Annotated in this window: 19 protein-coding genes; 12 read left to right on the top strand and 7 right to left on the bottom strand. The window is 57.3% G+C overall.

The annotated features are described in order from the left end of the window. Positions 1-89: 89 nt before the first annotated feature. From ACQUQU_RS13300 to ACQUQU_RS13285, 4 genes are all read right to left on the bottom strand, one after another. Positions 90-1901: a GTPase gene (locus ACQUQU_RS13300; protein ID WP_430460185.1), complete on the bottom strand. Its 1812-nt coding sequence runs from the start codon at positions 1899-1901 to the stop codon at positions 90-92. Positions 1902-2319: 418 nt separating this feature from the next. Beyond that, the gene (gene asd, locus ACQUQU_RS13295) at positions 2320-3180 is read right to left on the bottom strand and encodes an archaetidylserine decarboxylase (RefSeq protein WP_430460184.1); all 861 of its coding nucleotides are present in this window, start codon (positions 3178-3180) and stop codon (positions 2320-2322) included. 20 nt (positions 3181-3200) lie between these two features. Continuing rightward, positions 3201-4034, bottom strand: a complete 834-nt coding sequence (locus ACQUQU_RS13290; RefSeq protein WP_430460183.1) for a sulfurtransferase — start codon at positions 4032-4034, stop codon at positions 3201-3203. Between the two features lie 57 nt (positions 4035-4091). Continuing rightward, a complete protein-coding gene (locus tag ACQUQU_RS13285; RefSeq protein ID WP_430460182.1) occupies positions 4092-5747 on the bottom strand; it encodes a hypothetical protein in 1656 nt (551 codons plus the stop codon). Between the two features lie 93 nt (positions 5748-5840). Here ACQUQU_RS13285 and motA point away from each other — a divergent pair, with 93 nt between their 5' ends. Together motA and motB are read left to right on the top strand one after the other, a co-directional pair. Then, positions 5841-6692, top strand: a complete 852-nt coding sequence (gene motA, locus ACQUQU_RS13280; protein ID WP_430460181.1) for a flagellar motor stator protein MotA — start codon at positions 5841-5843, stop codon at positions 6690-6692. Then, positions 6692-7708, top strand: coding sequence for a flagellar motor protein MotB (gene motB, locus ACQUQU_RS13275; protein WP_430460180.1), 1017 nt, complete (start codon positions 6692-6694; stop codon positions 7706-7708). The genes motA and motB overlap by 1 nt, the downstream gene beginning before the upstream one ends. Positions 7709-7723: 15 nt before the next feature. On the opposite strand, the gene rsgA is transcribed toward motB, so the two are convergent. Next, a complete protein-coding gene (gene rsgA, locus ACQUQU_RS13270) occupies positions 7724-8755 on the bottom strand; it encodes a small ribosomal subunit biogenesis GTPase RsgA (RefSeq protein WP_430460179.1) in 1032 nt (343 codons plus the stop codon). Positions 8756-8855: 100 nt separating this feature from the next. On the opposite strand from rsgA, the gene orn reads away from it, so the two are divergent. Next, a complete protein-coding gene (orn, locus tag ACQUQU_RS13265; protein WP_430460178.1) occupies positions 8856-9398 on the top strand; it encodes an oligoribonuclease in 543 nt (180 codons plus the stop codon). 101 nt (positions 9399-9499) lie between these two features. Here orn and ACQUQU_RS13260 read toward each other — a convergent pair whose 3' ends face one another. After that, positions 9500-10555, bottom strand: a complete 1056-nt coding sequence (locus tag ACQUQU_RS13260) for a sensor domain-containing diguanylate cyclase (RefSeq protein ID WP_430460177.1) — start codon at positions 10553-10555, stop codon at positions 9500-9502. A 402-nt stretch (positions 10556-10957) separates the two neighbouring features. Between ACQUQU_RS13260 and ACQUQU_RS13255 the strand changes: the two genes are divergently transcribed. The 6 genes from ACQUQU_RS13255 to cyoE all read left to right on the top strand — a co-directional run bounded on the left by ACQUQU_RS13255 (position 10958) and on the right by cyoE (position 16388). Then, positions 10958-11263 carry a hypothetical protein gene (locus ACQUQU_RS13255; RefSeq protein ID WP_430460176.1) on the top strand — a complete coding sequence of 102 codons (306 nt, stop codon included), beginning with the start codon at positions 10958-10960 and terminating at the stop codon, positions 11261-11263. 257 nt (positions 11264-11520) lie between these two features. Further along, complete coding sequence (cyoA, locus tag ACQUQU_RS13250; protein WP_430460175.1) at positions 11521-12513, top strand: ubiquinol oxidase subunit II; 993 nt, start codon at positions 11521-11523, stop codon at positions 12511-12513. A 3-nt stretch (positions 12514-12516) separates the two neighbouring features. Further along, positions 12517-14544, top strand: a complete 2028-nt coding sequence (gene cyoB, locus ACQUQU_RS13245; protein WP_430460174.1) for a cytochrome o ubiquinol oxidase subunit I — start codon at positions 12517-12519, stop codon at positions 14542-14544. A 2-nt stretch (positions 14545-14546) separates the two neighbouring features. Continuing rightward, the gene (gene cyoC / locus ACQUQU_RS13240; RefSeq protein WP_430460173.1) at positions 14547-15176 is read left to right on the top strand and encodes a cytochrome o ubiquinol oxidase subunit III; all 630 of its coding nucleotides are present in this window, start codon (positions 14547-14549) and stop codon (positions 15174-15176) included. After that, positions 15176-15502, top strand: a complete 327-nt coding sequence (gene cyoD / locus ACQUQU_RS13235) for a cytochrome o ubiquinol oxidase subunit IV (protein ID WP_430460172.1) — start codon at positions 15176-15178, stop codon at positions 15500-15502. Before cyoC ends, cyoD begins: the two co-directional genes overlap by 1 nt. A gap of 7 nt (positions 15503-15509) precedes the next feature. After that, positions 15510-16388, top strand: a complete 879-nt coding sequence (gene cyoE / locus ACQUQU_RS13230; RefSeq protein WP_430460171.1) for a heme o synthase — start codon at positions 15510-15512, stop codon at positions 16386-16388. Between the two features lie 118 nt (positions 16389-16506). Here the strand turns inward: cyoE and queG are convergent, their stop codons facing one another. After that, the gene (gene queG / locus ACQUQU_RS13225; RefSeq protein WP_430460170.1) at positions 16507-17592 is read right to left on the bottom strand and encodes a tRNA epoxyqueuosine(34) reductase QueG; all 1086 of its coding nucleotides are present in this window, start codon (positions 17590-17592) and stop codon (positions 16507-16509) included. A 64-nt stretch (positions 17593-17656) separates the two neighbouring features. Between queG and ACQUQU_RS13220 the strand changes: the two genes are divergently transcribed. Genes ACQUQU_RS13220 through ACQUQU_RS13210 form a run of 3 tightly spaced genes read left to right on the top strand, consistent with a single transcriptional unit; the run spans position 17657 to position 20945 of the window. Then, positions 17657-19174 carry an NAD(P)H-hydrate dehydratase gene (locus tag ACQUQU_RS13220; RefSeq protein ID WP_430460169.1) on the top strand — a complete coding sequence of 506 codons (1518 nt, stop codon included), beginning with the start codon at positions 17657-17659 and terminating at the stop codon, positions 19172-19174. Continuing rightward, a complete protein-coding gene (tsaE, locus tag ACQUQU_RS13215; protein WP_430460168.1) occupies positions 19174-19644 on the top strand; it encodes a tRNA (adenosine(37)-N6)-threonylcarbamoyltransferase complex ATPase subunit type 1 TsaE in 471 nt (156 codons plus the stop codon). The genes ACQUQU_RS13220 and tsaE overlap by 1 nt, the downstream gene beginning before the upstream one ends. Continuing rightward, entirely contained in the window at positions 19641-20945 is a 1305-nt protein-coding gene (locus tag ACQUQU_RS13210; RefSeq protein ID WP_430460167.1) for an N-acetylmuramoyl-L-alanine amidase, read from the top strand. The genes tsaE and ACQUQU_RS13210 overlap by 4 nt, the downstream gene beginning before the upstream one ends.

Below are 20945 nucleotides of genomic sequence, written 5' to 3'. Positions count from 1 at the left end.
AACGCCGATTATAGTAGTGAAGTACGAAAAAAAAATGACTTGTAGTGACAAATAAGGCTCATATGTGACGCATTGGGCGAAGTGTCACATCAGAGTTTGTTCCAGATTGACTCGAAGTCGTCTTCCGGCAGTCCGCTGGCTGGCTGATGTGAAGCTGAGGCCGCTGCCGCGCCGGCGGTACGGAACTGGAACTGGCCAAAACTGCTGGTGGACGTCAGACGTTTGGTGAGCTGGTGGCGTCCCTGCAGATCCGGATAGAGCAGTTCCACCTTATTACCCGTACGGAACGGAATTCGAGGCAGCAGCAGGGTCGCAGGCTGGGCAATGGCTTTGATGGCCGGCAACAGCAGTGCACGCATTAACGGACCGTTGCTGCCGGTTTTCTGCAGCAGGCGCGCGGCACCGACTTCAGCGCGTGGCGCCAGCAGTTCAATCCCCAGTTGGGTACCCTGATCACGCAGATGGCGAATCCAGCGGATCACGCCGATGGACCAGTGCTTCACACCGTTTTCCTGAATACCCAAGAGCTCACCGGCCTGAATACTGGTCGGAACATCGCCCTGCCAGTGCACGCAATAGCCACCCGGGCTGGTGTTGATCAGGCTGACGTTGTGCGTCGGATACTTCACCACGGTTTCGGTTTCTTCCGCGTCTTTACTGCGGTGCTTATTGATGAACTCAATGGCATCAATATTCAGGTTGTCATTCTCAGCCAGACGGGCACCGCCCGCGTCAAAGGCATTGGCCCACACGTCATCATCGCCTGAGCTTGCTTTGCCGATATCCACATTGGGTGTATCGCCATCCAATGCTTTCGGTTTGATCGACGCTACCAGACTTTCAAAGTCTTTCATGCCGGCACTGTAGTAATGGGTTGCTGACAGGCCGATGCACAGGCGCAGCTGGCCCTCGGTGGCGTTACGGCGGAAGGCTCGTTGCCAGTGGATGCCCCAGGACTGAATGGCGTGCGACAGCAGGTTGTCGCTCATTTTGCCGGGTACGGTGATTTTATGAGTGCCGTTCGGATTGGCCGCCCACAGCTTCAGTGCCTGAACCAGTTGCCCGGTGTTCAGGCTGCGGAACAGCGGCTTTTGCGCGTCGCGCAGGTGCTGACGGTACTGAGCCGGCCGGTCGCGGTGCAGATTAATGATGAACAGTGCACTTTCGTCATCGGCCTGAGACAGGGAGGCGAATTCCGCCCAGAGTTCACTGGCATCGTACAGCTGGGCAAGGTCCTGCTGACGCAGATTATTCGGTTTGGCGGTGCCCAGCAGGTGAGCACGCATGTACACGTCTTCAATGGTGGACGTGGACAGGAAGCGGGTCTGGCGGTCGCTGACGCTGAACTTCAGCAGCTTGTGCATTTCCGCCAGCAGGTACAGCTGATTCACATCCAGCCAGGCGTGCTCAGGCGGCTGACAGTACAGCTGGAAGGCACGGAGAATGGTTTGGTTGGTATCGGAAATCGCGCGGTGAATCGCCAGTGTAACGACTTTGGACGGTTTATCGGCGGAGCCCAGACGGCTGATGCTGTGTGCAACCACCATCTTGTAACCGGTGGCCAGTAATCCTTGCAGCGCCTGAGTCAGGTTGGCCACTTTCAGCTGCTTGTCATTCAGGCTGATGGACGACTGCAGGAAGTGTTTGTTGAGTAATGTACAGATTGAGTAAATGTAGGGCCGGATGACTTCCAGCACCTTAAAACGCAGCAGCGGATCTGTGTTCCACTGGTTCAGCTCACGCACAGCCATGTAGAGCTGCCGGGCAGCTTCGCCGGTGTTGGCCATGGGCAATTCTTTGGCCCACTGGGTCACACTTTCCACGTTGCCGGCACAGAACGAAGGCTGCGCCAGCGGCGTAGTGGGGACGTGTAATTTGATCGGCGTTACTGGGCTGTCCATGCATTCCTGCTGCAATAGTTGACTACACAACGGACGGGGGCAGACGCCCGACCTCACAGGTCAGTATAGCCAGTTTCCAGTCCGTGCATATAAATCCTGAGAAAAACCATGGCGTTATATGCAAGTTTTTACGGTATGTCGAGGTCGATTGGCGCCGCTTCCTGCGGCTTCCGGAGCCTTCTGCCACCCTGTGCTCGAATCCTCAGGATAATGGACGCAATTTGCCAGTCATCCGGTGGAATTGAGCAATAAATCAGAAAGCAGACGGTAACGACGGATCATACCAAACTCAAACCTGAGTCTGACGAAATCAGACAGAACTCTGAAGCCATTGTTCACATTTGGGGCATTAAGAGACAGGCGGCGAATGTCACCTGCGGGAGAGGGTGGCCGGTGCGGAACACCGGCCGGGCAATATTTATTCGACCGTCAGGGCGATGGCTTCACCCATGCGCAGCGGCGAGTCGGCCTGCAGATTTTCCAGCCAGTGGATTTTGTCTTTGGCAAAACACAGCACCACGGTGGAGCCGAGCAGGAAGCGTCCCATTTCTTCACCCTTCTGCAGAGTGATCGGTTGCGGGTTGCTGAAGTCGGTGACTTTCAGTTTGCGCGACGGTGGCGTGATCAGGCCTGCCCACACGGTTTCGATGGCGGCAACGATCATGGCGCCGACCAGCACCATGGCCATCGGGCCTTTATCGGTATCGAAAATGGCCACCAGGCGTTCGTTGCGGGAGAACAAACGCGGTACATTTTCGGCGGTGGTTTTATTCACAGAGAACAGGTCGCCCGGAACGTAAACCATTTCGCGCAGGGTACCGGTCACCGGCATGTGCACGCGGTGGTAATCTTTCGGCGACAGATAAATAGTGGCGAACTCGCCGCCCATAAATTCTTCGGCACGTTTGGTGTCACCACCGAGCAGTTCGATCAGTGAGTAGTCCTGACCTTTGGCCTGAAAAACACGGCCATTTTCGATTTTACCCAGCTGCGAAACAGCACCGTCGGCGGGAGATACCAGCTGATTGTCGCCGTCGGCAATCGGGCGGGCACCGTCTTCCAGTTCACGGGTAAAAAAGTCGTTAAAGCAGCGGAATTGATCGGCGCTCTTACGCTTGGCTTCGTTCATGTTGATGCCGAATTTACCGATGAAAAAATTAATGAAGGTATTTTTGATCAGCGGTATTTCACTGGCCGCGATAAAGCCCACCAGACGAGACAGCAGGTGTTGTGGAATCAGGTACTGGAAGACAATAAATGCCTTATCTTTGAATGACATGAGGAACCTTACTTGTTCGTTCAGGGTTGATTGCCAGTGGTTACCGGCGTTGCAGGGTCATTGCCCCACTCCGACCAGGAACCGGCGTAGCCTTTGATGTTCAGGCCAAGAATTTTGCCGACCAGATAGGTGAATCCGGAGCGGTGATGGGTCTGGCAGTGGGTCGCGATTTCTTTACTGTCGTCGATACCCATGCCGCTCAGCAGTTCACGGAAGGCGCTCAGATCCTTGATGCGCAGACCGCGGGCTTTGTCCATGCCTAGGGTCCATTCGTAGTTAACGGCACCGGGTATATGACCACCGCGCTGAGAGATCACTTTTTCGCCTGTGTACTCACCCGCAGAGCGGGCATCCCACACGGCAAAATCCGGTTGCCCGATACGGGCCAGAATCTGTTCTTTGGTCAGTGAGCAATCTTCATTGACCAGTTCAGCTTGGTAGGACGACGGCGTCGCGGTGACATCGCCTTCCTCGGTTGCCAGACCGTCCGCCAGCCAGGCGACCAGGCCACCGTTTACATAGGAGTAATTGGTGTGGCCCAGGCAGTCGAGTACCCAGATCAGACGCCCGGCCCAGCCGCCGCCTTCATCGTCGGAGCAGATCACATGGGTGTCTGGGGTCAGCCCCAGTTCGCTGAATACGCGCGACAGATGCTCAAGCGCAGGCAGCTTGCCCGGTGCCGGCTGGCCGACACACTGCAGCTGTTTGAAGTCCAGCCAGACCGAGCCTGGGATGTGGTTTTTGAGGTAGTTTTCGCGACCGGCCTGCTCGACGATCAGAAGGTTGTCGTCGGCCTTAATCGGCAGCAGGGCAGCCAGAGCCTGCGGCTCAAGCAGGAGAGGGAGAGCAGCCATGGAAAACTCCACCATGTAAAAACAAAGCGCAGAGTTTATCCAAGGGCGGCGCGGATGTCAGGCCCGGCTTGTGCCGGGTTTGCTGCCGGCGGCACTTTTGCGCCGGGCTTCGGTGTTGGCGCGCAGGGTTGCAAGACTCTGGCTGGTGATCTGACACAGGTTTTTGAAGCTCAGATATTCAGCGTTCGACAGCACAGGTTGTCCCTCGGCAGCAAAGCCCATCACCATGCCGATGGGCGCGGCGCCGGCGTCGATGCTCATCATCATGGTCTGCTCCGGGATCAGGCGGGTGGCCGCCTCGGGCAGTTTGGCCAGAAATTTATCGCGGTTGTCCGCGGTCAGCAGCAGGCTGGCGGGTTTTTCCAGCAGTTTGGTGAATACATTCGGCGAGCGCAGATCGATCAGCAAATGCCGTATCGGTGCCTGCTCTGGCAGGCCCTCGGTGTAGAACACCTTGAGGGCGGTTTTCTCTTTGTTCAGCAGGGCGATGGCGGCGGAGGGCAGGCCGATGCCTTCGGTGACACCTTTCAGCATGCCGCGCATCAGATAGTGCCAGTCACCGAAGCTGTCCGGCTGTTGCTGCAGTTGTTTCAGCAGCTTCTTCATATAGGTATCGTCGGTGTGGCGCTCTTCCGGTATTTGCGGGCCGGAAATGGGCCTGCTCGGCATGGGAACAAAATCGACGCCACCGGCGGGTTTCTGAGCTGCTTTGGCCTGTGCCTGCTGTTGCGACTGGGGCGGCGCAATCCAGTCGTACGGCTCCTGCACCGGTTGCGGGCTCAGCAGCAAGTGCAGGCCGGTACCGTGAGAGCTGTGCTGCTGATGGCTGGTGGCGACCTGTAATTCGCGCAGGGCGGGCATCAGCACATACACAGGCTTGCCGAGCCAGTGGGCAACCAGATTCAGCCAGCGCTGAAAACGCGGACTGTCTGGCGACATGTGCAGGTGCCAGGCCATTTCATTAGCCATCAGCGCAATCATGGCGGGCTGCTGACACAGGTGCAGCAGCGCCCTTTGGTTGTCGAGATCGCGCGGATCGGCCCGGCGCAGGGTGCGCCACTGTCCGGCGTCCGGCCAGTGCCCCGTGGTGAAGACCTCTTCGGCCATGGCCGGCAGTTTCAGGCGGCGGGCCATCAGCTGCCATTGATTGGTGTCTTTGCCAAACACGGTGCGTGCCGCAGTGGCGATGTCGTCGCCCTGACTCATGCGGTAAAACCAGTTACCGCTCAGCCGTTCGGTGAGCAGCCAGGCCCATAAAGGTGACGAGGCCAGCATGGTGCTCCAGCGCGCATAACTGACCGACGGATTGCCTTTGATGGTGGTCCACCAGGCGGCCAGATTGCCGGCGAAATGGGCCGTTTGCAGTGCCCGGCGGTAATAGAGCTGTTGCGGGTCTGTGGTATCGGGTTCGACCACCGGCAGGTGCTTCATCAGGCGCACCAGCTCCTGCATCCCCAACAGAGATAAACAGCTGGCCGCACCGGAAATCTGGCTGAGGCAATCCGGATTCTGGTCGGCGGCCTGTTGCAGCAGATTCAGGCACAGCGCCGGGTCGCGTTCGACGCTGGGGGCCAGATCATCAAAGCTGACCCGTTTGCTCTGCAGTTTCTGACGGATAAGCGCACGGGTTTCTTCCAGAATCGGAAAATCGCGCAAGGCACCGGCTTCCTGCCACAGTGCGGCGGCCGGCGGTGTTATCAATAGATGAGTCATGAGCGGGTTTGTGTAACCGTCGTTTGTATCCTTTACTTAACTATAGTCACTATCCATCCCTTCGGGAGTCGTTGCGCCAAGGACCATCAGGGAATGCTCTTTTTTATTGGTTTGATCATTGTTATAGGCAGTGTGCTCTACGGCTACGTCATGTCGCACGGCAATCTGCTGGCGCTGTGGCAGCCGTTTGAAATTCTGATTATCTGCGGCTCCGCTTTTGGTGCCTTTATTCTGGGTAATCCGGGCCATGTGGTTTTAAAGTGCTTCAAAATGATTCCCCAGATCATTATGGGCAGCAAAGTTAACAAGGCCATGTATATGGATGTACTGGGGCTGGTGTACGACATTCTGAATAAAGCCCGCCGCGAGGGGATTATGGCCATTGAGGCCGATGTCGAATCGCCGGCGTCCAGTGCCATTTTCTCCCGTTATCCCGCCATTCAGGCGAATGAAGAGTTGTCGCATTTTATTGCCGACTACTTCCGTATTATTGCTGCGGGTAACCTGACATCCTTCGAACTGGAATCCCTGATGGATCAGGAGATCGACGCCCGCCTGCACGAGCTGGAACAGCCGGGTAATGCCGTCAGCAAAGTAGCCGACGGCCTGCCGGGCTTCGGTATTGTGGCGGCGGTGCTGGGTATCGTGATCACCATGGGCGCCATCGACGGTGAAATTTCTGAAATCGGTGCCCACGTGGCAGCGGCGCTGGTGGGGACGTTCAGCGGTGTCTTTCTGGCTTATGGTGTGGTGGCGCCGATCAGTACGGTGATGCGGCATCTGGCGGAAGAAGAAATCAAACTCTACGAAGCGGTAAAATCCTGCATTATTGCGTCGCTCAACGGACTGCCGCCGCAACTGGCGGTGGAATTTGGCCGTAAATCTCTGTTCACCCACGGCCGCCCTTCGTTTACCGAAGTGGAAAGTAAAGTGCGTGGCCGCTGATGGAGAACTTAGGCCCCCATCAGAACATCATTGTCCGGCGCTATAAAAAGGCCAAACACGACGACCACGGCGGTGCCTGGAAAGTCGCCATGGCCGACTTTGCGCTGGCGATGATGGCCCTGTTTCTGGTGCTGTGGGTCATTAACTCATCGAACGAACAACAACGTGCGGCAATTTCGGGTTATTTTCAGGATCCGAAAGCCTTTGAAGAAGGCAAAAAAGTCCCCTCCAAATACGTGATCGATCTCGGCGGCTCGCCATCTACGGCCGACAATATTGCCGAGTCGGAATCGCTCGATCCGGAAAAAATTCTGCAGGCTGATGAAATTGAAAGCATGGCTGAAGCGATCGAGCGTAAACGCATGGAAACCATGAAAGCGCAAATTGAAGCCCGCATCGACGCCAGTCCGACCTTAAGTCCGTTTAAAGATCAGTTTCTGATTGATATCACCACCGAAGGTCTGCGCATCCAGATCGTGGATCAAACCAAACGGCCGATGTTCGATCCGGGCAGCGCACGGCTGAAATATTATTCCGAAGATATTCTGTGGGAGCTGGCGCCCATGATCGCCACCATGGATCACAGGGTGTCGATCACGGGCCATACCGACTCGAGCAAACTCGGGGGTGTTCGCGATGAAGACGATGGCAACTGGAGTCTGTCATCGTTGCGTGCGGACGCGGCCCGTCGTGCATTAATGGAAGCAGGGGTGCCTAAGTCGCAGGTCGCGGAAGTGATTGGTATGGGCGATACCGCACCGCTCAAGGCTGATGATCCGGGTGCGGAAATTAACCGACGTATTTCGATAACGCTGCTGAATAAAAAATCGGAAGAAACGCTGCGTGAGCGCGGTGATGTAAATGTCGAATTTATTAACGAGGAAAAGGGCAGTGAAGATGCCCGCACCCCCGTGATCAATCAGGCTGGCTCTTTGCTCGAAAAACTGCGCCAGCAGCGTGAAAGCAAAGACAACAGCTACGATAACCCGCCGAATAAAAACGAAGTATTCTGGTAACCATCGCTGACCGGCTCAGAGCTCGGTCAGCGTCTGCAGAATGCGGCGATAACTGTCAAAGCGTTCCTGACGCACTTCCCCTTTTTTAACCGCAGCCTGCAGCGCGCAGCCCGGTTCCTGTTCGTGGGCGCAATCGCGGAATCGGCAGTAGCCGGTCACCGGGCGCAGCTCACGGAAGCCGTACAGCACGTCGTCGGCACTCATGTGCCACAGACCGAACTCACGGATGCCCGGCGAGTCGATCAGGTCGCCACCGGCCGGAAAGTGATACAGGCGGGCGGTGGTGGTGGTGTGACGTCCTTTGCGGGTGTTTTCTGACAGGGCGCCAACCTTCAGGTCTTCACCCGGCAGCAGGGTGCCGATCAGCGATGATTTGCCCACCCCCGACTGCCCGACAAACACGCTCACGCGGCCGTTCAGGAATTCCTTAAGCTCTCCCAGGCTGCTGTCGTCTTTGCTGCACACGCGCAGGGTGCGGTAACCGAGCTGCTCGTAGGACGCCAGCATGTTGGCAAATTTCTGCCGGTTGCTGTCGTTCAGCAGGTCGGTCTTATTGAACAGAATGATGGGTTCAATGTGACAGTTTTCGGCGGCGACCAGATAGCGGTCGATCAGGTTGGCGTGGGCTTCGGGTTCCGGCGCGATCACCAGAACGATGAAGTCGATGTTGGCCGCAACGGGTTTGATTTCGTTGTACGGGTTCGGGCGCGACAACTCGGACTGACGCTCAAGCACGGTTTCCACCACGCCGGTGCGCACGCCGTTCACCTCCGGACCCGGCCGGAAGATCACGTAGTCGCCGGTCACCAGAGAGCCTAAGTTGGCGCGCAGGTAGCAGCGGAAACGGGTCTGGCGGTCGCTGCGCGCCTCCAGCTCTACCTGAGTGCCGAAATGCGCAATGATCTGGCCTTCCGCCTCATCGCCGAGTTCACCGGCGTTCAGCTGGCTGCTGATGTCGGATTCCTTCTTACGGGCGCGGTCGGCTTTCTCTTCCTGAATTTTTTCCACGCGCCAGGCCTGGCGGCGGGTCAGTTTGCGTTTGCTCATGCAGTGGTTCAGCGTTTTCAGTCCGGGCGGCCATTCTCCGCGTTGGCCGCTTGTCACGCAAGTTGCTAGACTTCACGCATTCTTAAGCGAGTGAAGCAATATGAGTCAGAACGACAATCTGGTGTGGATGGATCTGGAAATGACCGGTCTGGACCCGGAGCACGATGTGATCATCGAGATCGCAACCATTGTGACCGACAGCAACCTCAACATCATCGCTGAAGGCCCGGTGCTGGCCGTGCATCAGCCGGATGTGCTGCTCGATGCGATGGACGAGTGGAACACCAAAACCCACGGCAACTCCGGCCTGACCGCCCGCGTGCGTGCCAGTCAGACCGACGCCCGTGAGTGCGAGCGCCTGACGCTGGAGTTCCTGCGTCAGCATGTGAAGGCCGGCACCTCGCCTTTGTGCGGCAACAGCATTCATCAGGACCGCCGTTTTCTGGTGAAGTACATGCCAGAGCTGGAAGCTTACATGCACTACCGCAACATCGATGTTTCTACCCTGAAGGAACTGGCCAAGCGCTGGAAACCGTCGGCGGTATCTTCGTTCCAGAAGAAAGGCAGCCATCAGGCGCTGGACGATATCAAAGAGTCGATTGCCGAGATGGAACACTACCGTGAGCACTTCCTCGCGCTGTAAGCCTTGCCGGCATGCGGCGGTATAAACCGTTGCGAACACGAATGAAAAAGCCCCGCTGTGCGGGGCTTTTTTATGCCTGTGCTTTATGCCCGTGGCGTGGCTCAGCCGTTGGCGGACGGGTCGGTTTCGTGCAGCACGCAAATCTGATCGCGGCCGTTGTGCTTGGCGCGGTACAGCGCCTGATCGGCCAGATCGAGGAGGTCGCCTTCGTTTTCCAGTCCGCGGGCGTCGGAACCGGCAATGCCAACGCTCACGGTAATCACCAGGTCAGGGCTCACGTCGGCAAACGTCAGCGAACGCACACGGTTCAGAATACGCTTGGCCAGCACAGTAGCCTGTTCCACCGGGCAGTTGTCGAGCACCACCATGAATTCTTCGCCGCCGTAGCGGCCGATGGCGTCATCCGGGCGCAGGCTCTGACGCAGGGCGCTGGCGATGGCCTGCAGCACACGGTCGCCGGTGGCGTGGCCGAAATGGTCGTTGACCCGTTTGAAGTGGTCGGCATCGATCATCAGCACCGACAGTGGCGACAGGTTCAGCAGATGGCGGTGAAATGCGCGGTGCAGAATCTGTTTGATGGTGCCCTGGTTCCACAGCCGCGTCAGGCTGTCGATGCGCGCCTGCTGCAGGGCCACGTCCAGCTCGCCCAGCAGTTCAATCTGGGTGTCGGTGAGTTGCGTGAAATGCAGTTCGGTCTGCGCCCAGTGGGTCAGATCGCGCAGCGCCTGCAGGTCGTCCTCGCTGAAGGTGCGCGTTTTATTGTCGACGATGCACAGGGTACCGACGTTCTGGCCACGGCTCTTCAGCAGCATGCCGGCGTAGAAGCGGGCGGCGTAGGGGCCGGTGACGAATGGGTTATTGGCGAAGCGCGGGTCATGCATCAGATCGCCGCAGACCAGATGCTCTTCTTCCATCAGGGTGTGCTGACACAGAGAATCGCGGCGCGGCACGCTGATCAGCGGCGCGCCCTGAATCGATTTAAACCATTGGGTATCACCATCCATGAGCGCCAGGTAGGCAAACGGCACATTAAAAACCCGGCATAATGTGCGGGTTATGCGGTCGAAGCGTTCCTCCAGCGGAGCATAGAGGATATCGAGTGCCTTGAGTGCGGCCAGACGCTTTTCTTCCTGCTCAGGAATCGGATGCGCGGGCATAGTGTTCTCCGGACTTTTATATCCGCCCAAGTATAGAACTTTGCGGCCGCTTTGCAGTCAGAGGGCGCGCCACAGGTGGAATGGAGGTGAAGGTGACACGAAAATAGCTGGCGCATTCCGCGTTGGAAATTCACTTTACGGCTGGTAAAAAACGACCGATTGTCAGGTCTGCACCGGCATTTGGCCGGGCCGCTTTCTTTATTCCGTGGCCCGAAATGCGGTAGAATGCCGCACCTCTGCAATCAACTATTCAATAAGCAGATAAAATGACAGCATTGCGCACAAGCGATATTCCTTGGCAGCAATGTAGTGCGCAGAAAAATACAGACCGTTACGGCGGGCTGTCGTTAATGGTACTCATCAGGTGGTGTTTTGATTCACGCAGGAAATTTCAGCGGGTCCATGAATACCCGTATTTTTCTGGGCCTTGCGGCCGTGCTGTGTGCTGTATTGCTCGCAGCCGGTGAATATTGCGCCGATTTTGTGCCGCTGCCGGACGTGTCGCTTACCGGCCTGAAAGTCCTTTTATTATTCGCAGGTGCCGCCGCTCTGGGCGCTGTGCTGTGCGGATTTATTTTCTGGTTCTGCTTCTTTATTTCCCGCGACTACGGCTTCGATCAGTTATTACACGGTTGCACTCCGTTTCGTTCTTTCTTCTATCAGAAAGCCTTTGTTTCTGCGCACGGTTGTCGCGCACCTCCCCTCTGACCGGGTTTGTAAAAACCACTCATAATCGTCAAAACGACCGGATTTCCGGTGGTGCTGCGTTTGTGCTGTCTGTTTTTACTGCCTGTTCATCCTGAGTCTCGGTACGTCAGGGAATTTCCTCGCGTCTGAGCTCAACCCCCGCGGACTTTTCCGCAACTTTGGCGCTGGCTGATTGGCCGGTGCGTGTTCCTGTTCGTTCTTAAAAAGGTTTAAACATGACAGACAAAAAGATTCCCCGCCTTGTGCAGGGAGTTCTCATGCTGGCTGTCGTTCTGCTTTCGGGCTGTCAGGGTGGCATCCTTGATCCGAAAGGTCAGATCGGCGTCGATGAGAAAAATCTGATTCTGATTGCGACCGGGCTGATGTTGCTTGTGGTCATTCCGGTGATCGTTCTGACACTGGTGTTTGCGTGGAAGTACCGGGCGAGTAATACCAGTGCAACCTACGATCCAAAATGGTCGCATTCCACCAAAATTGAATTGGTGGTGTGGCTCATTCCGTGCGCCATCGTGATCATTCTGGGCACCATCACCTGGGTGACCACCCACACGCTGGACCCTTACAAACCACTGGAACACGAACGTGAACCGCTGGAAGTGGAAGTGGTCTCCCTCGACTGGAAATGGCTGTTTATTTATCCGCAGCAACACATTGCCACGGTGAATGAACTGGTGATTCCGACCGGCGTGCCGGTGTCGTTCCGTCTGACGTCTGAGTCGGTCATGAACTCCTTCTTTATTCCGCAGCTCGGCAGCCAGATTTACACCATGGCGGCGATGGAAACCAAACTGCATCTGATCGCCGACGTACCGGGCACCTACGCCGGTTTCTCGGCCAACTACAGCGGTGCCGGTTTCAGCGAGATGAAATTCAACACCATCGCCACCAAAGACGATGCGGAATTCGCCGCCTGGGTTGATCAGGTGAAAGCCGCGGATCACCGCCTCGACAGTGAGGTTTACGCGCAGCTGGCCAAGCCGAGCGAAGCCAATCCTGTGGCGTATTTCTCCGACGTTCAGACCGGTCTGTTCGATCAGATCGTAATGAAATTCATGCAGCACCATGGCCACAGCGCCATGATGGACGATTCGGCGATGAAGGCGATGCCGGATCACGAAGGGCATGAGATGCCGGCCCATGAAGGGCATGAGATGCCGGCACACGAAGGGCATGAGATGCCGATGCCGGAAGGACATGACATGTTCATGCACCACGAACACGAAATGCCGCACGCCGCGGCTGGGGAGTAACCTATGTTTGGCAAATTAACGCTGGACGCCATCCCTTACCACGAGCCCATTATTATGGTCACTCTGGCCATCGTGGCTCTGGTGGGTCTGGCACTGGCCATTGCAATTACGAAATACAAAAAATGGGGCGTGCTGTGGCACGACTGGATTACCTCCGTCGATCATAAACGTCTGGGCGTGATGTACATCGTGCTGGCGCTGGTGATGCTGCTGCGCGGTTTTGCCGATGCCATCATGATGCGTACTCAGCTGGCGCTGGCCACCGACGGTGCTGCCGGTTATTTACCACCGGAACACTACGATCAGATTTTCACCGCCCACGGTGTGATCATGATTATTTTCATGGCGATGCCGTTCATGATCGGTCTGATGAACATTGTGCTGCCGCTGCAAATCGGCGCGCGCGATGTGGCGTTTCCGTTCCTGAATAACCTGAGTTTCTGGCTGGCCGTGGCCGGTGCCCTGCTGGTGAATATTTCCCTCGGTGTGGGTGAATTCGCCAAGACCGGTTGGGTGGCTTATCCACCGCTGGCCGGTATTAATTACAGCCCGGGTTCCGGGGTGGATTACTACATCTGGGCGCTGCAGATATCGGGTATCGGTACCACGCTGACCGGGGTGAACTTTATTGCCACCGTGCTGAAAATGCGCGCTCCTGGCATGAAACTGATGCAGATGCCGGTGTTCACCTGGGCCTGTACCTGGGCGAATATTCTGATCGTGGCGTCGTTCCCGATTCTGACCGCCGCGCTGGCCATGCTGACCCTCGACCGTTACCTGGATTTCCACTTCTTCACCAATGAACTCGGTGGAAATTCGATGATGTACATTAACCTGTTCTGGGCCTGGGGCCATCCGGAAGTGTACATCCTGGTATTGCCTGCTTTCGGTATTTTCTCCGAAGTTATTTCTACCTTCTCGGGTAAGCGTCTGTTCGGTTACACCTCCATGGTGGTGGCCAGCGGCGTGATTTCCATCCTTGGTTTTATCGTCTGGCTGCACCACTTTTTCACCATGGGCTCCAGTGCCGATGTGAATGCGTTCTTCGGTGTGACCACCATGATTATTGCCGTGCCGACCGGGGTGAAACTGTTTAACTGGCTGTTCACTATGTACCGCGGCCGCGTGCAGTTTACGGCGCCTGTGCTGTGGACTCTGGGCTTTATGGTGACCTTCACCATCGGTGGTATGACCGGGGTGCTGCTGTCGGTACCGGGTGCGGATTATGTGCTGCACAACAGCCTGTTCCTGATTGCGCACTTCCACAACACCATTATCGGCGGTGCGGTATTCGGTTATCTGGCGGGCTTCTCTTACTGGTTCCCGAAAGCCATGGGTTACAAGCTCGACGAAAAATGGGGCAAGCGCGCGTTCTGGTTCTGGCAGAGCGGTTTCTATCTGGCCTTTATGCCGCTGTACGTGCTCGGCTTTATGGGCATGACCCGTCGTATTAACCACACCGATAATCCGGACTGGAATATCTGGCTGTACATCGCCTGCTTCGGTGCTTTCGTGATTGCACTGGGTGTGGCATCACAGCTGATTCAGCTGGTGGTGAGCTACCGCGACCGTGAGAAAAACCGCGACGTTACCGGCGACCCGTGGAATGGCCACACGCTGGAATGGTCCACCATGTCGCCGCCACAGTTCTACAACTTCGCTGTTGATCCTGTGGTGCATGACATCGACGCCTTTACCGATATGAAAGAAAAAGGCACGGCTTACGCGCGTCCGGAACAATACCAACCGATTCATATGCCGAAAAATACCAGTGCCGGTTTCATCATGGGCATGCTGCTGACGGTGGCGGGCTTTGGTGCGGTATGGCACATCTGGTGGCTGGTGGTGATCACTATGGTGGCCACTGTGGTGACGCTGCTGGTGCGTGCGTACGACGATGATGTCGATTACTACGTACAACCGGACGAAATCGAAAAAATCGAAGGGGCTCACCGTGCGGCACTGGGATTCAAAACCCCGGACTCTGCGGCGAAAAAATCCGTTCACACTGAAGAAACCATCGAGGCCTGATTATGTCGACCCTGACGATGAATCACGATGTTCATGGTAATGAACATCAGGATGCGCACGGCCATGCGCATCACGACACCGGAAGCACCACGATTTTCGGCTTCTGGCTGTACCTGATGACCGACTGCGTGCTGTTCGCATCGGTGTTTGCGGCCTATGCCGTGCTGTTTATGAACACCGCCGGCGGTGTGTCGGGCAAAGACATTTTCGAACTGGATTACGTCCTGATCGAAACCTTTGCCCTGCTGTTTTCCAGTATTACCTATGGCTTCGCCATGATAGGTGCACACCGTGGCAACAAGCAGGCCACTCTGCTGTGGCTGCTGGTGACGTTCGCTTTGGGTGCGGTCTTTATCGGTATGGAAATCAACGAATTCCATCACCTGATTGCCGAAGGTAACGGACCGCAGCGCAGTGCCTTTTTAACTGGCTTTTTCTCTCTGGTGGGCATGCACGGTCTGCACGTAACAGCCGGTTTAATCTGGATGATCGTGCTGATGCTGGAAGTGCTGAAGCGTGGTCTGGGTAACCGTACCGTTACCCGCTTGAGCTGCCTGAGTCTGTTCTGGCACTTCCTCGATGTGGTGTGGATCTGTGTATTCACCGTCGTGTATCTGATGGGGAGCGTGTAATGAGTCACAGTCATCAAAATCACCCGGCTGATCATGGCGTTAAGCCGTATGTCATCGGTTTTATTCTGGCCGTTATTCTGACCGTGATCCCGTTCTGGCTGGTCATGGAACACGTGCTCGATAAAACCGCCACGCTGTGGACCATTGTCGGCTTTGCCGTGGTGCAGCTGGTGGTGCATCTGAAGTATTTCCTGCATCTGACATTCACCACGGAAGACGGCCGGTTAAGTACGTTTACCTTCCTGTTTTCGGCACTGATTATTGTGCTGGTGGTGGGTTTATCGGTTTGGATTATTTACGCATCCAACGCGATGATGATGCACTGAGGTGCCCATGAAGACCTTTACGCGTTATCTGCTGGTCACCAAGCCCGGCATCATCATGGGTAATTTTATTTCGGTTGCCGGCGGCTTTTTTCTCGCCGCTCAGGGCAGTGTGGATATCACACTGCTGCTGGCAACCCTGATGGGATTATCACTGGTGGTGGCGTCGGGCTGTGCCATCAATAACTGCATCGACCGTGATATCGACAGCCGTATGCAGCGTACCTGTAAGCGCGTCACCGTAACCGGCGAACTGTCGGCTCAAGCGGCGCTGGCGCATGGTGTGCTGCTCGGTATCGCAGGCTTTGCCATGCTGGCGTATTTCACCAATCCGGTGGCGGTATTTTTTGCCGCCTTCGGTTTTGTGATTTACGTCGGCGTCTACAGCCTGTGGATGAAGCGGAATTCCGTTTACGGCACATTAGTCGGCAGTCTGTCGGGTGCAGTCCCACCTGTCGTCGGCTACTGTGCGGTAAACGGATCTTTTGACACTGGCGCAGCGATTCTGCTGCTGATGTTTTGTCTGTGGCAGATGCCTCACTCTTACGCCATCGCCATTTTCCGTTTTGCGGATTATGAGGCGGCCGGTATTCCGGTGCTGCCGGTGGCGCAGGGTATCTCCAAAGCCAAACTGCATATCGTGCTTTATATTCTGGCGTTTGCGCTGGTGACTGTACTGCTGACCGCGACCGGTTACGCGGGTTACGGTTTCCTGAGCGTGGCCTGTGCCACCAGTCTGTGGTGGCTGGGCATGGCATTGCGCGGCTGGAAAATGGACGTGAACGATATCCGTTGGGCCAGACAGGTGTTTGCCTTTTCCATTGTCACCATCACCGCGTTAAGTGTGGCGATGGCTCTGGATTGTCAGGCACCCGCAGTTTTGAGCTGATCTTCCAGACCGTCAGCTCAGAAGCGAGACCTGTTGGCGCTGATGTCTCCAGCCAACCGGCATCCGTTCATCAGGTCTCAGGGCCGGAAGACGTTGAGGGTTCGTCTTCCGGCCCATTTTATTTCTGCTTTTTAGTCTGTTGCGCCAGCGCCCAGTCGATATGTTCCTGTACCAGCGCGCTCACCTGTTCCCGTCGGTTATTTAACGCGTCCACCACGTCAAGACTTTGCGGCGCATTACCGAGCGCCACGGCAATATTACGCAGCCAGTTTTCGTAACCCGTGCGGCGGATCGGCATGCCTTCGGTGTGCTTCAGAAACGTGGCTTCGTCCCAGGCAAATAATTCCAGCAGGCTGGCTTTGTCGAGGTTGGCGCGCGGGCTGAAATCGGGCTCGGCCGAGGCCTTGCTGAAGCGATTCCACGGGCAACCAATCTGGCAGTCGTCGCAGCCGAAAATGCGGTTGCCTATCCCTTCACGCAAATCCGGCGGAATAGGCCCGTTCAGTTCGATGGTGAGGTAGGATATACAGCGCCGCGCATCCAGTACGTGCTCGCCGACAAAGGCCTGAGTCGGGCAGATATCCAGACACGAAGTGCAGCGTCCGCAGTGGTCCTGCTCGTAGGCGTCGTCCAGTGGCAGTGGCAGGTCGGTGAGAATTTCGCCGAGAAAAAAATACGAACCGGCTTTGCGGTTGATCAGCATGGTGTTTTTGCCGATCCAGCCCAGTCCGGCTTTATTCGCCAGTGCACGTTCGAGCACCGGGGCGGAATCGACAAAGGCGCGGAAGCCCATCTCGCCCGCCGCCTGTTGCAGGCGTTTGCCCAGTTCGGTCAGACGTTTGCGGATCAGCTTGTGGTAGTCGCGCCCCAGTGCATAGCGCGAAATATACGCCTGCGACTTGTCCTGCAGTTGTTCGGTGATACTGACATCCGGCGCCAGATAATCCATGCGCAGGCTGATCACGCGCAGGGTGCCGGGCAGTAATTCCTGCGGGCGCGAGCGCATGTTGCCGTGGTCGGCCATGTAACTCATGCCGCCCTGATAGCCGTTGGCCAGCCATTGCTGCAGGCGCTGTTCGTGTTCGCCGAGGTCGGTGCCGGTGACGCCGACCTGCTGAAACCCCAGTTCCGCCGCCCATTCGCTGAGCTGACTGCGCAACTGTGCCAATCGCTGGGCAGAAATGGCGGCAGAATGTTCGCTCATGGGTTCGTCTCTGAGTCTTTTTCTATATAATTTTGCGCAATTTACCACAGTGGACGTCCAGCGGATGAATCGACCATACAGCGCCAGGGATCATTTGCCGGGAGATGTGTACAGCGCCGCGCAGGTGCGTACCCTCGACCGGCTGGCGATAGAACAGGCGGGCATCAACGGCTTTGAGCTGATGTCGCGTGCCGGTGAGGCGGCCTTTGCCTGCCTGCTGGGGCGCTGGCCTGAAGAACAACAGATCTGCGTGTTTGCCGGGCCCGGTAACAACGGCGGTGACGCCTGGGTGCTGGCGGCACTGGCGCGCATGCACGGCATGGACGTGTGTTTCTACACGGTGGGCGATCAGAGCCGTCTGTCGGACAGTGCGCAACAGGCACGGCAGATGGCCGTCGACGCCGGCGTTGACGCGCAGACCTTTGTCGGTGAGCTGGATTTCGAAGGCCGGCTGATTGTCGATGGTCTGCTCGGCACGGGTCTCAATGCGCCGCTGGACGGCGACATGGCCACCGCCGTGGCGGCGATCAATCAGCACTGGGCCGAGGTTCTGGCGCTGGATCTGCCGTCGGGCCTGAACGCCGATACCGGCATGATCATGGGCAATGCCGTAAAGGCTGCCATGACCGTCACCTTTATCGGGGTGAAGCAGGGGCTGCTCACGGCCTCTGGTCCGGATGTGTGTGGTGACGTGGCGTTTGCATCGCTGGCCATCGACCCCGTGCTGTACCGTCAGGTGCCGGCATCGGCCGAACGCATCAGCTGGGATCGCATCGATCGTCTGGGTCGTCGTTTGCCGGCCCGTGCCGGCAGCGCCCATAAAGGCGATTTTGGCCATGTGCTGCTGATCGGTGGCGACTCCGGCATGGGCGGTGCGGTGGCCATGGCCGCGGAAGCCGCCGGCCGCACCGGCGCGGGTCTGGTCAGCTGCGCGACCCGCACCGAACATGTAATGCCGCTGCTGGTGCGTCGTCCGGAAGTGATGGTGCGCGCCATCGAGTCGGGGCTTGAACTGCAACCCTTGCTGGAGCGCGCCACCGTGCTGGCCATTGGTCCGGGACTGGGGCAGGGCAGCTGGTCAGAATTGCTGCTGCAGCGCGTGCTGGGCAGTGCCCTGCCGCTGATTATGGACGCCGACGCGCTCAATATTCTGTCGTCACCGGGCTGGAAGCAGGACTTTGCCCAGCGTCAGGTGATTATGACGCCGCATCCGGGCGAAGCGGCGCGACTGCTGGGAAAAACAACCGACGAGGTTCAGGCCGACCGCTTTGCCGCCGCCCGTGAGCTGGCGGAACGTTATCAGGCGGTTGTGGTTCTGAAAGGGCAGGGCTCGCTGGTGGCGTCGCCGGACGGCCGTCTGGCACTGTGCACCGACGGCAATCCGGGCATGAGCAGCGGTGGCATGGGCGATGTCCTGACCGGCGTGCTGGCGTCTTTACTGGCGCAGGGGATGCCGGTTTTTGAAGCCGCCTGTTATGGTGTGTGTCTGCACAGTGCGGCCGCCGATCTGGCTGCCCGCGCCGGGCAACGTGGCCTGCTGGCCACCGATTTAATGACGTATTTGCGGGAGTTAATGAACTGATGTCGATCCGCCTGACGGGTGAGTCCGCCATGACGGCTTTTGCTGCAGCCTGTGCGCCTGTGTTCTGCACCGGCGGTCTGGTATTTCTGGAAGGTACGCTGGGGGCCGGAAAAACCACCTTCAGTCGCGGCCTGATTCAGGCTATGGGCCACACCGGCGCGGTGAAGAGTCCGACCTACACCCTGGTGGAAGATTATCAGCTGGCCGATTGTCATGTGTGCCACTTCGACCTTTACCGTCTGGGCAATGCCGAAGAACTCGAGTTCATGGGCATCCGCGATTATCTGGATCAGAACGCCCTGTGCCTGATCGAGTGGGCCGACAAAGGCGCTGGCGTGCTGCCCGCCGCCGATCTGGTGATTCACATCGCCGATCTGGGTGACAGCCGCGAGCTGACCTGGGACGCCAACACGGACAAAGGCCGCGACTGGGCCGCGCAGCTTGCGCACATTGCCGGAGGGCTGGCATGAAAGCCCTGTTGCTCGCGCTGGTTATGATGGCCTTTCCCGCGCTTGCCGATGTGCAGGATGTGCGGGTGTGGCAGTCGCCGGACAAAACCCGGCTGGTGTTCGACCTGTCGGCACCGCACGAGCACAAGATTTTTACCCTCACCGGTCCTGACCGCGTGGTGATTGATATCAACAACGCCAGGGTGAACAGCGATCTGGCCGGGCTCGATACGCAGTCGACCTCGATCCGTTCTATCCGCAGTGCGCGCCGCAATCAGAACGATGTGCGCATCGTTATTGATGTTACTGAACCTGTCAGCGCCAGCAGCTTCCCGCTGGCGCCGAACGATGTGTATAAAAATAACCGTCTGGTGGTCGACCTCGAGCGTTTGCAGAAAACCCAGGTGATCGCGCCGGTGAAAAAAGCCGACAGCTACGACGACAACAAGCGCGACGTGATCATCGCCATCGACGCCGGTCACGGCGGTGAAGACCCGGGCGCCATCGGTCACGGACGCACCAAAGAAAAATACGTGGTACTGGCCATCGCCAAAGAACTGCAGCGTCTGCTGGACGCCGAAACCGGTTTTACTCCGTTTATGGTGCGCACCGGCGATTACTACATCGGCCTGCGTGAGCGCACCGACAAAGCCCGTAAAGCCAACGCCGATTTCTTTGTGTCGATTCACGCGGATGCCTTCAAAGTGCCGAGCGCCAGCGGCAGCTCGGTGTTCGTTTTGTCTGAGCGTGGTGCCACCAGTGAGGCCGCACGCTGGCTGGCCGATAAAGAAAACGAGTCGGATCTGGTCGGCGGTGTGAGTCTGGAAGACAAAGAAGACCATCTGGCGATGACGTTGCTGGATCTGTCGATGACCCACAAGCGCAATTCCAGTGTGCAGCTCGGCAACAATATTCTTGAGCAGGTGGGCAAGGTGTCGAAGCTGCACAAAGACCACGTAGAAGAAGCCGCTTTTGTGGTGCTGAAAGCGCCGGATATTCCGGCCCTGCTGGTGGAAACCGGTTTTATTTCCAACCCGCAGGAATCGCGCAAACTGGCCGACCCGGCGTATCAGAAGAAAATGGCGAAAGCGATTTTCACCGGCGTCACCGAGTATTTCCGCAGCCATCCGCCACGCGGTACCCTGCTGGCGGCAGAGCGTGACAATGCCCCCGTCGTCAATACCTATGTTATTCAGCGCGGCGATACTCTGTCGGACATTGCGCTGAAAAACGGTGTGGCGATCAACGACCTGCGTCGTCTGAACGATTTAAAGAACGACCAGCTGCGCGTTGGTCAGAGCCTTAAAATTCCGAATTCCTGA

It is taken from the genome of Thalassolituus sp. LLYu03, from assembly GCF_050507655.1.
Classification (GTDB): Bacteria; Pseudomonadota; Gammaproteobacteria; order Pseudomonadales; family Oceanobacteraceae; genus Venatoribacter.
This window is presented reverse-complemented; position numbering and strand designations above follow the sequence as displayed.

Coding starts and splice junctions, on each gene's coding strand:
- ACQUQU_RS13300 (WP_430460185.1), bottom strand. CDS start 1,901: ATGGACAGCCCAGTAACGCCGATCAAATTACACGTCCCCACTACGCCG.
- asd (WP_430460184.1), bottom strand. CDS start 3,180: ATGTCATTCAAAGATAAGGCATTTATTGTCTTCCAGTACCTGATTCCA.
- ACQUQU_RS13290 (WP_430460183.1), bottom strand. CDS start 4,034: ATGGCTGCTCTCCCTCTCCTGCTTGAGCCGCAGGCTCTGGCTGCCCTG.
- ACQUQU_RS13285 (WP_430460182.1), bottom strand. CDS start 5,747: ATGACTCATCTATTGATAACACCGCCGGCCGCCGCACTGTGGCAGGAA.
- motA (WP_430460181.1), top strand. CDS start 5,841: ATGCTCTTTTTTATTGGTTTGATCATTGTTATAGGCAGTGTGCTCTAC.
- motB (WP_430460180.1), top strand. CDS start 6,692: ATGGAGAACTTAGGCCCCCATCAGAACATCATTGTCCGGCGCTATAAA.
- rsgA (WP_430460179.1), bottom strand. CDS start 8,755: ATGAGCAAACGCAAACTGACCCGCCGCCAGGCCTGGCGCGTGGAAAAA.
- orn (WP_430460178.1), top strand. CDS start 8,856: ATGAGTCAGAACGACAATCTGGTGTGGATGGATCTGGAAATGACCGGT.
- ACQUQU_RS13260 (WP_430460177.1), bottom strand. CDS start 10,555: ATGCCCGCGCATCCGATTCCTGAGCAGGAAGAAAAGCGTCTGGCCGCA.
- ACQUQU_RS13255 (WP_430460176.1), top strand. CDS start 10,958: ATGAATACCCGTATTTTTCTGGGCCTTGCGGCCGTGCTGTGTGCTGTA.
- cyoA (WP_430460175.1), top strand. CDS start 11,521: ATGCTGGCTGTCGTTCTGCTTTCGGGCTGTCAGGGTGGCATCCTTGAT.
- cyoB (WP_430460174.1), top strand. CDS start 12,517: ATGTTTGGCAAATTAACGCTGGACGCCATCCCTTACCACGAGCCCATT.
- cyoC (WP_430460173.1), top strand. CDS start 14,547: ATGTCGACCCTGACGATGAATCACGATGTTCATGGTAATGAACATCAG.
- cyoD (WP_430460172.1), top strand. CDS start 15,176: ATGAGTCACAGTCATCAAAATCACCCGGCTGATCATGGCGTTAAGCCG.
- cyoE (WP_430460171.1), top strand. CDS start 15,510: ATGAAGACCTTTACGCGTTATCTGCTGGTCACCAAGCCCGGCATCATC.
- queG (WP_430460170.1), bottom strand. CDS start 17,592: ATGAGCGAACATTCTGCCGCCATTTCTGCCCAGCGATTGGCACAGTTG.
- ACQUQU_RS13220 (WP_430460169.1), top strand. CDS start 17,657: ATGAATCGACCATACAGCGCCAGGGATCATTTGCCGGGAGATGTGTAC.
- tsaE (WP_430460168.1), top strand. CDS start 19,174: ATGTCGATCCGCCTGACGGGTGAGTCCGCCATGACGGCTTTTGCTGCA.
- ACQUQU_RS13210 (WP_430460167.1), top strand. CDS start 19,641: ATGAAAGCCCTGTTGCTCGCGCTGGTTATGATGGCCTTTCCCGCGCTT.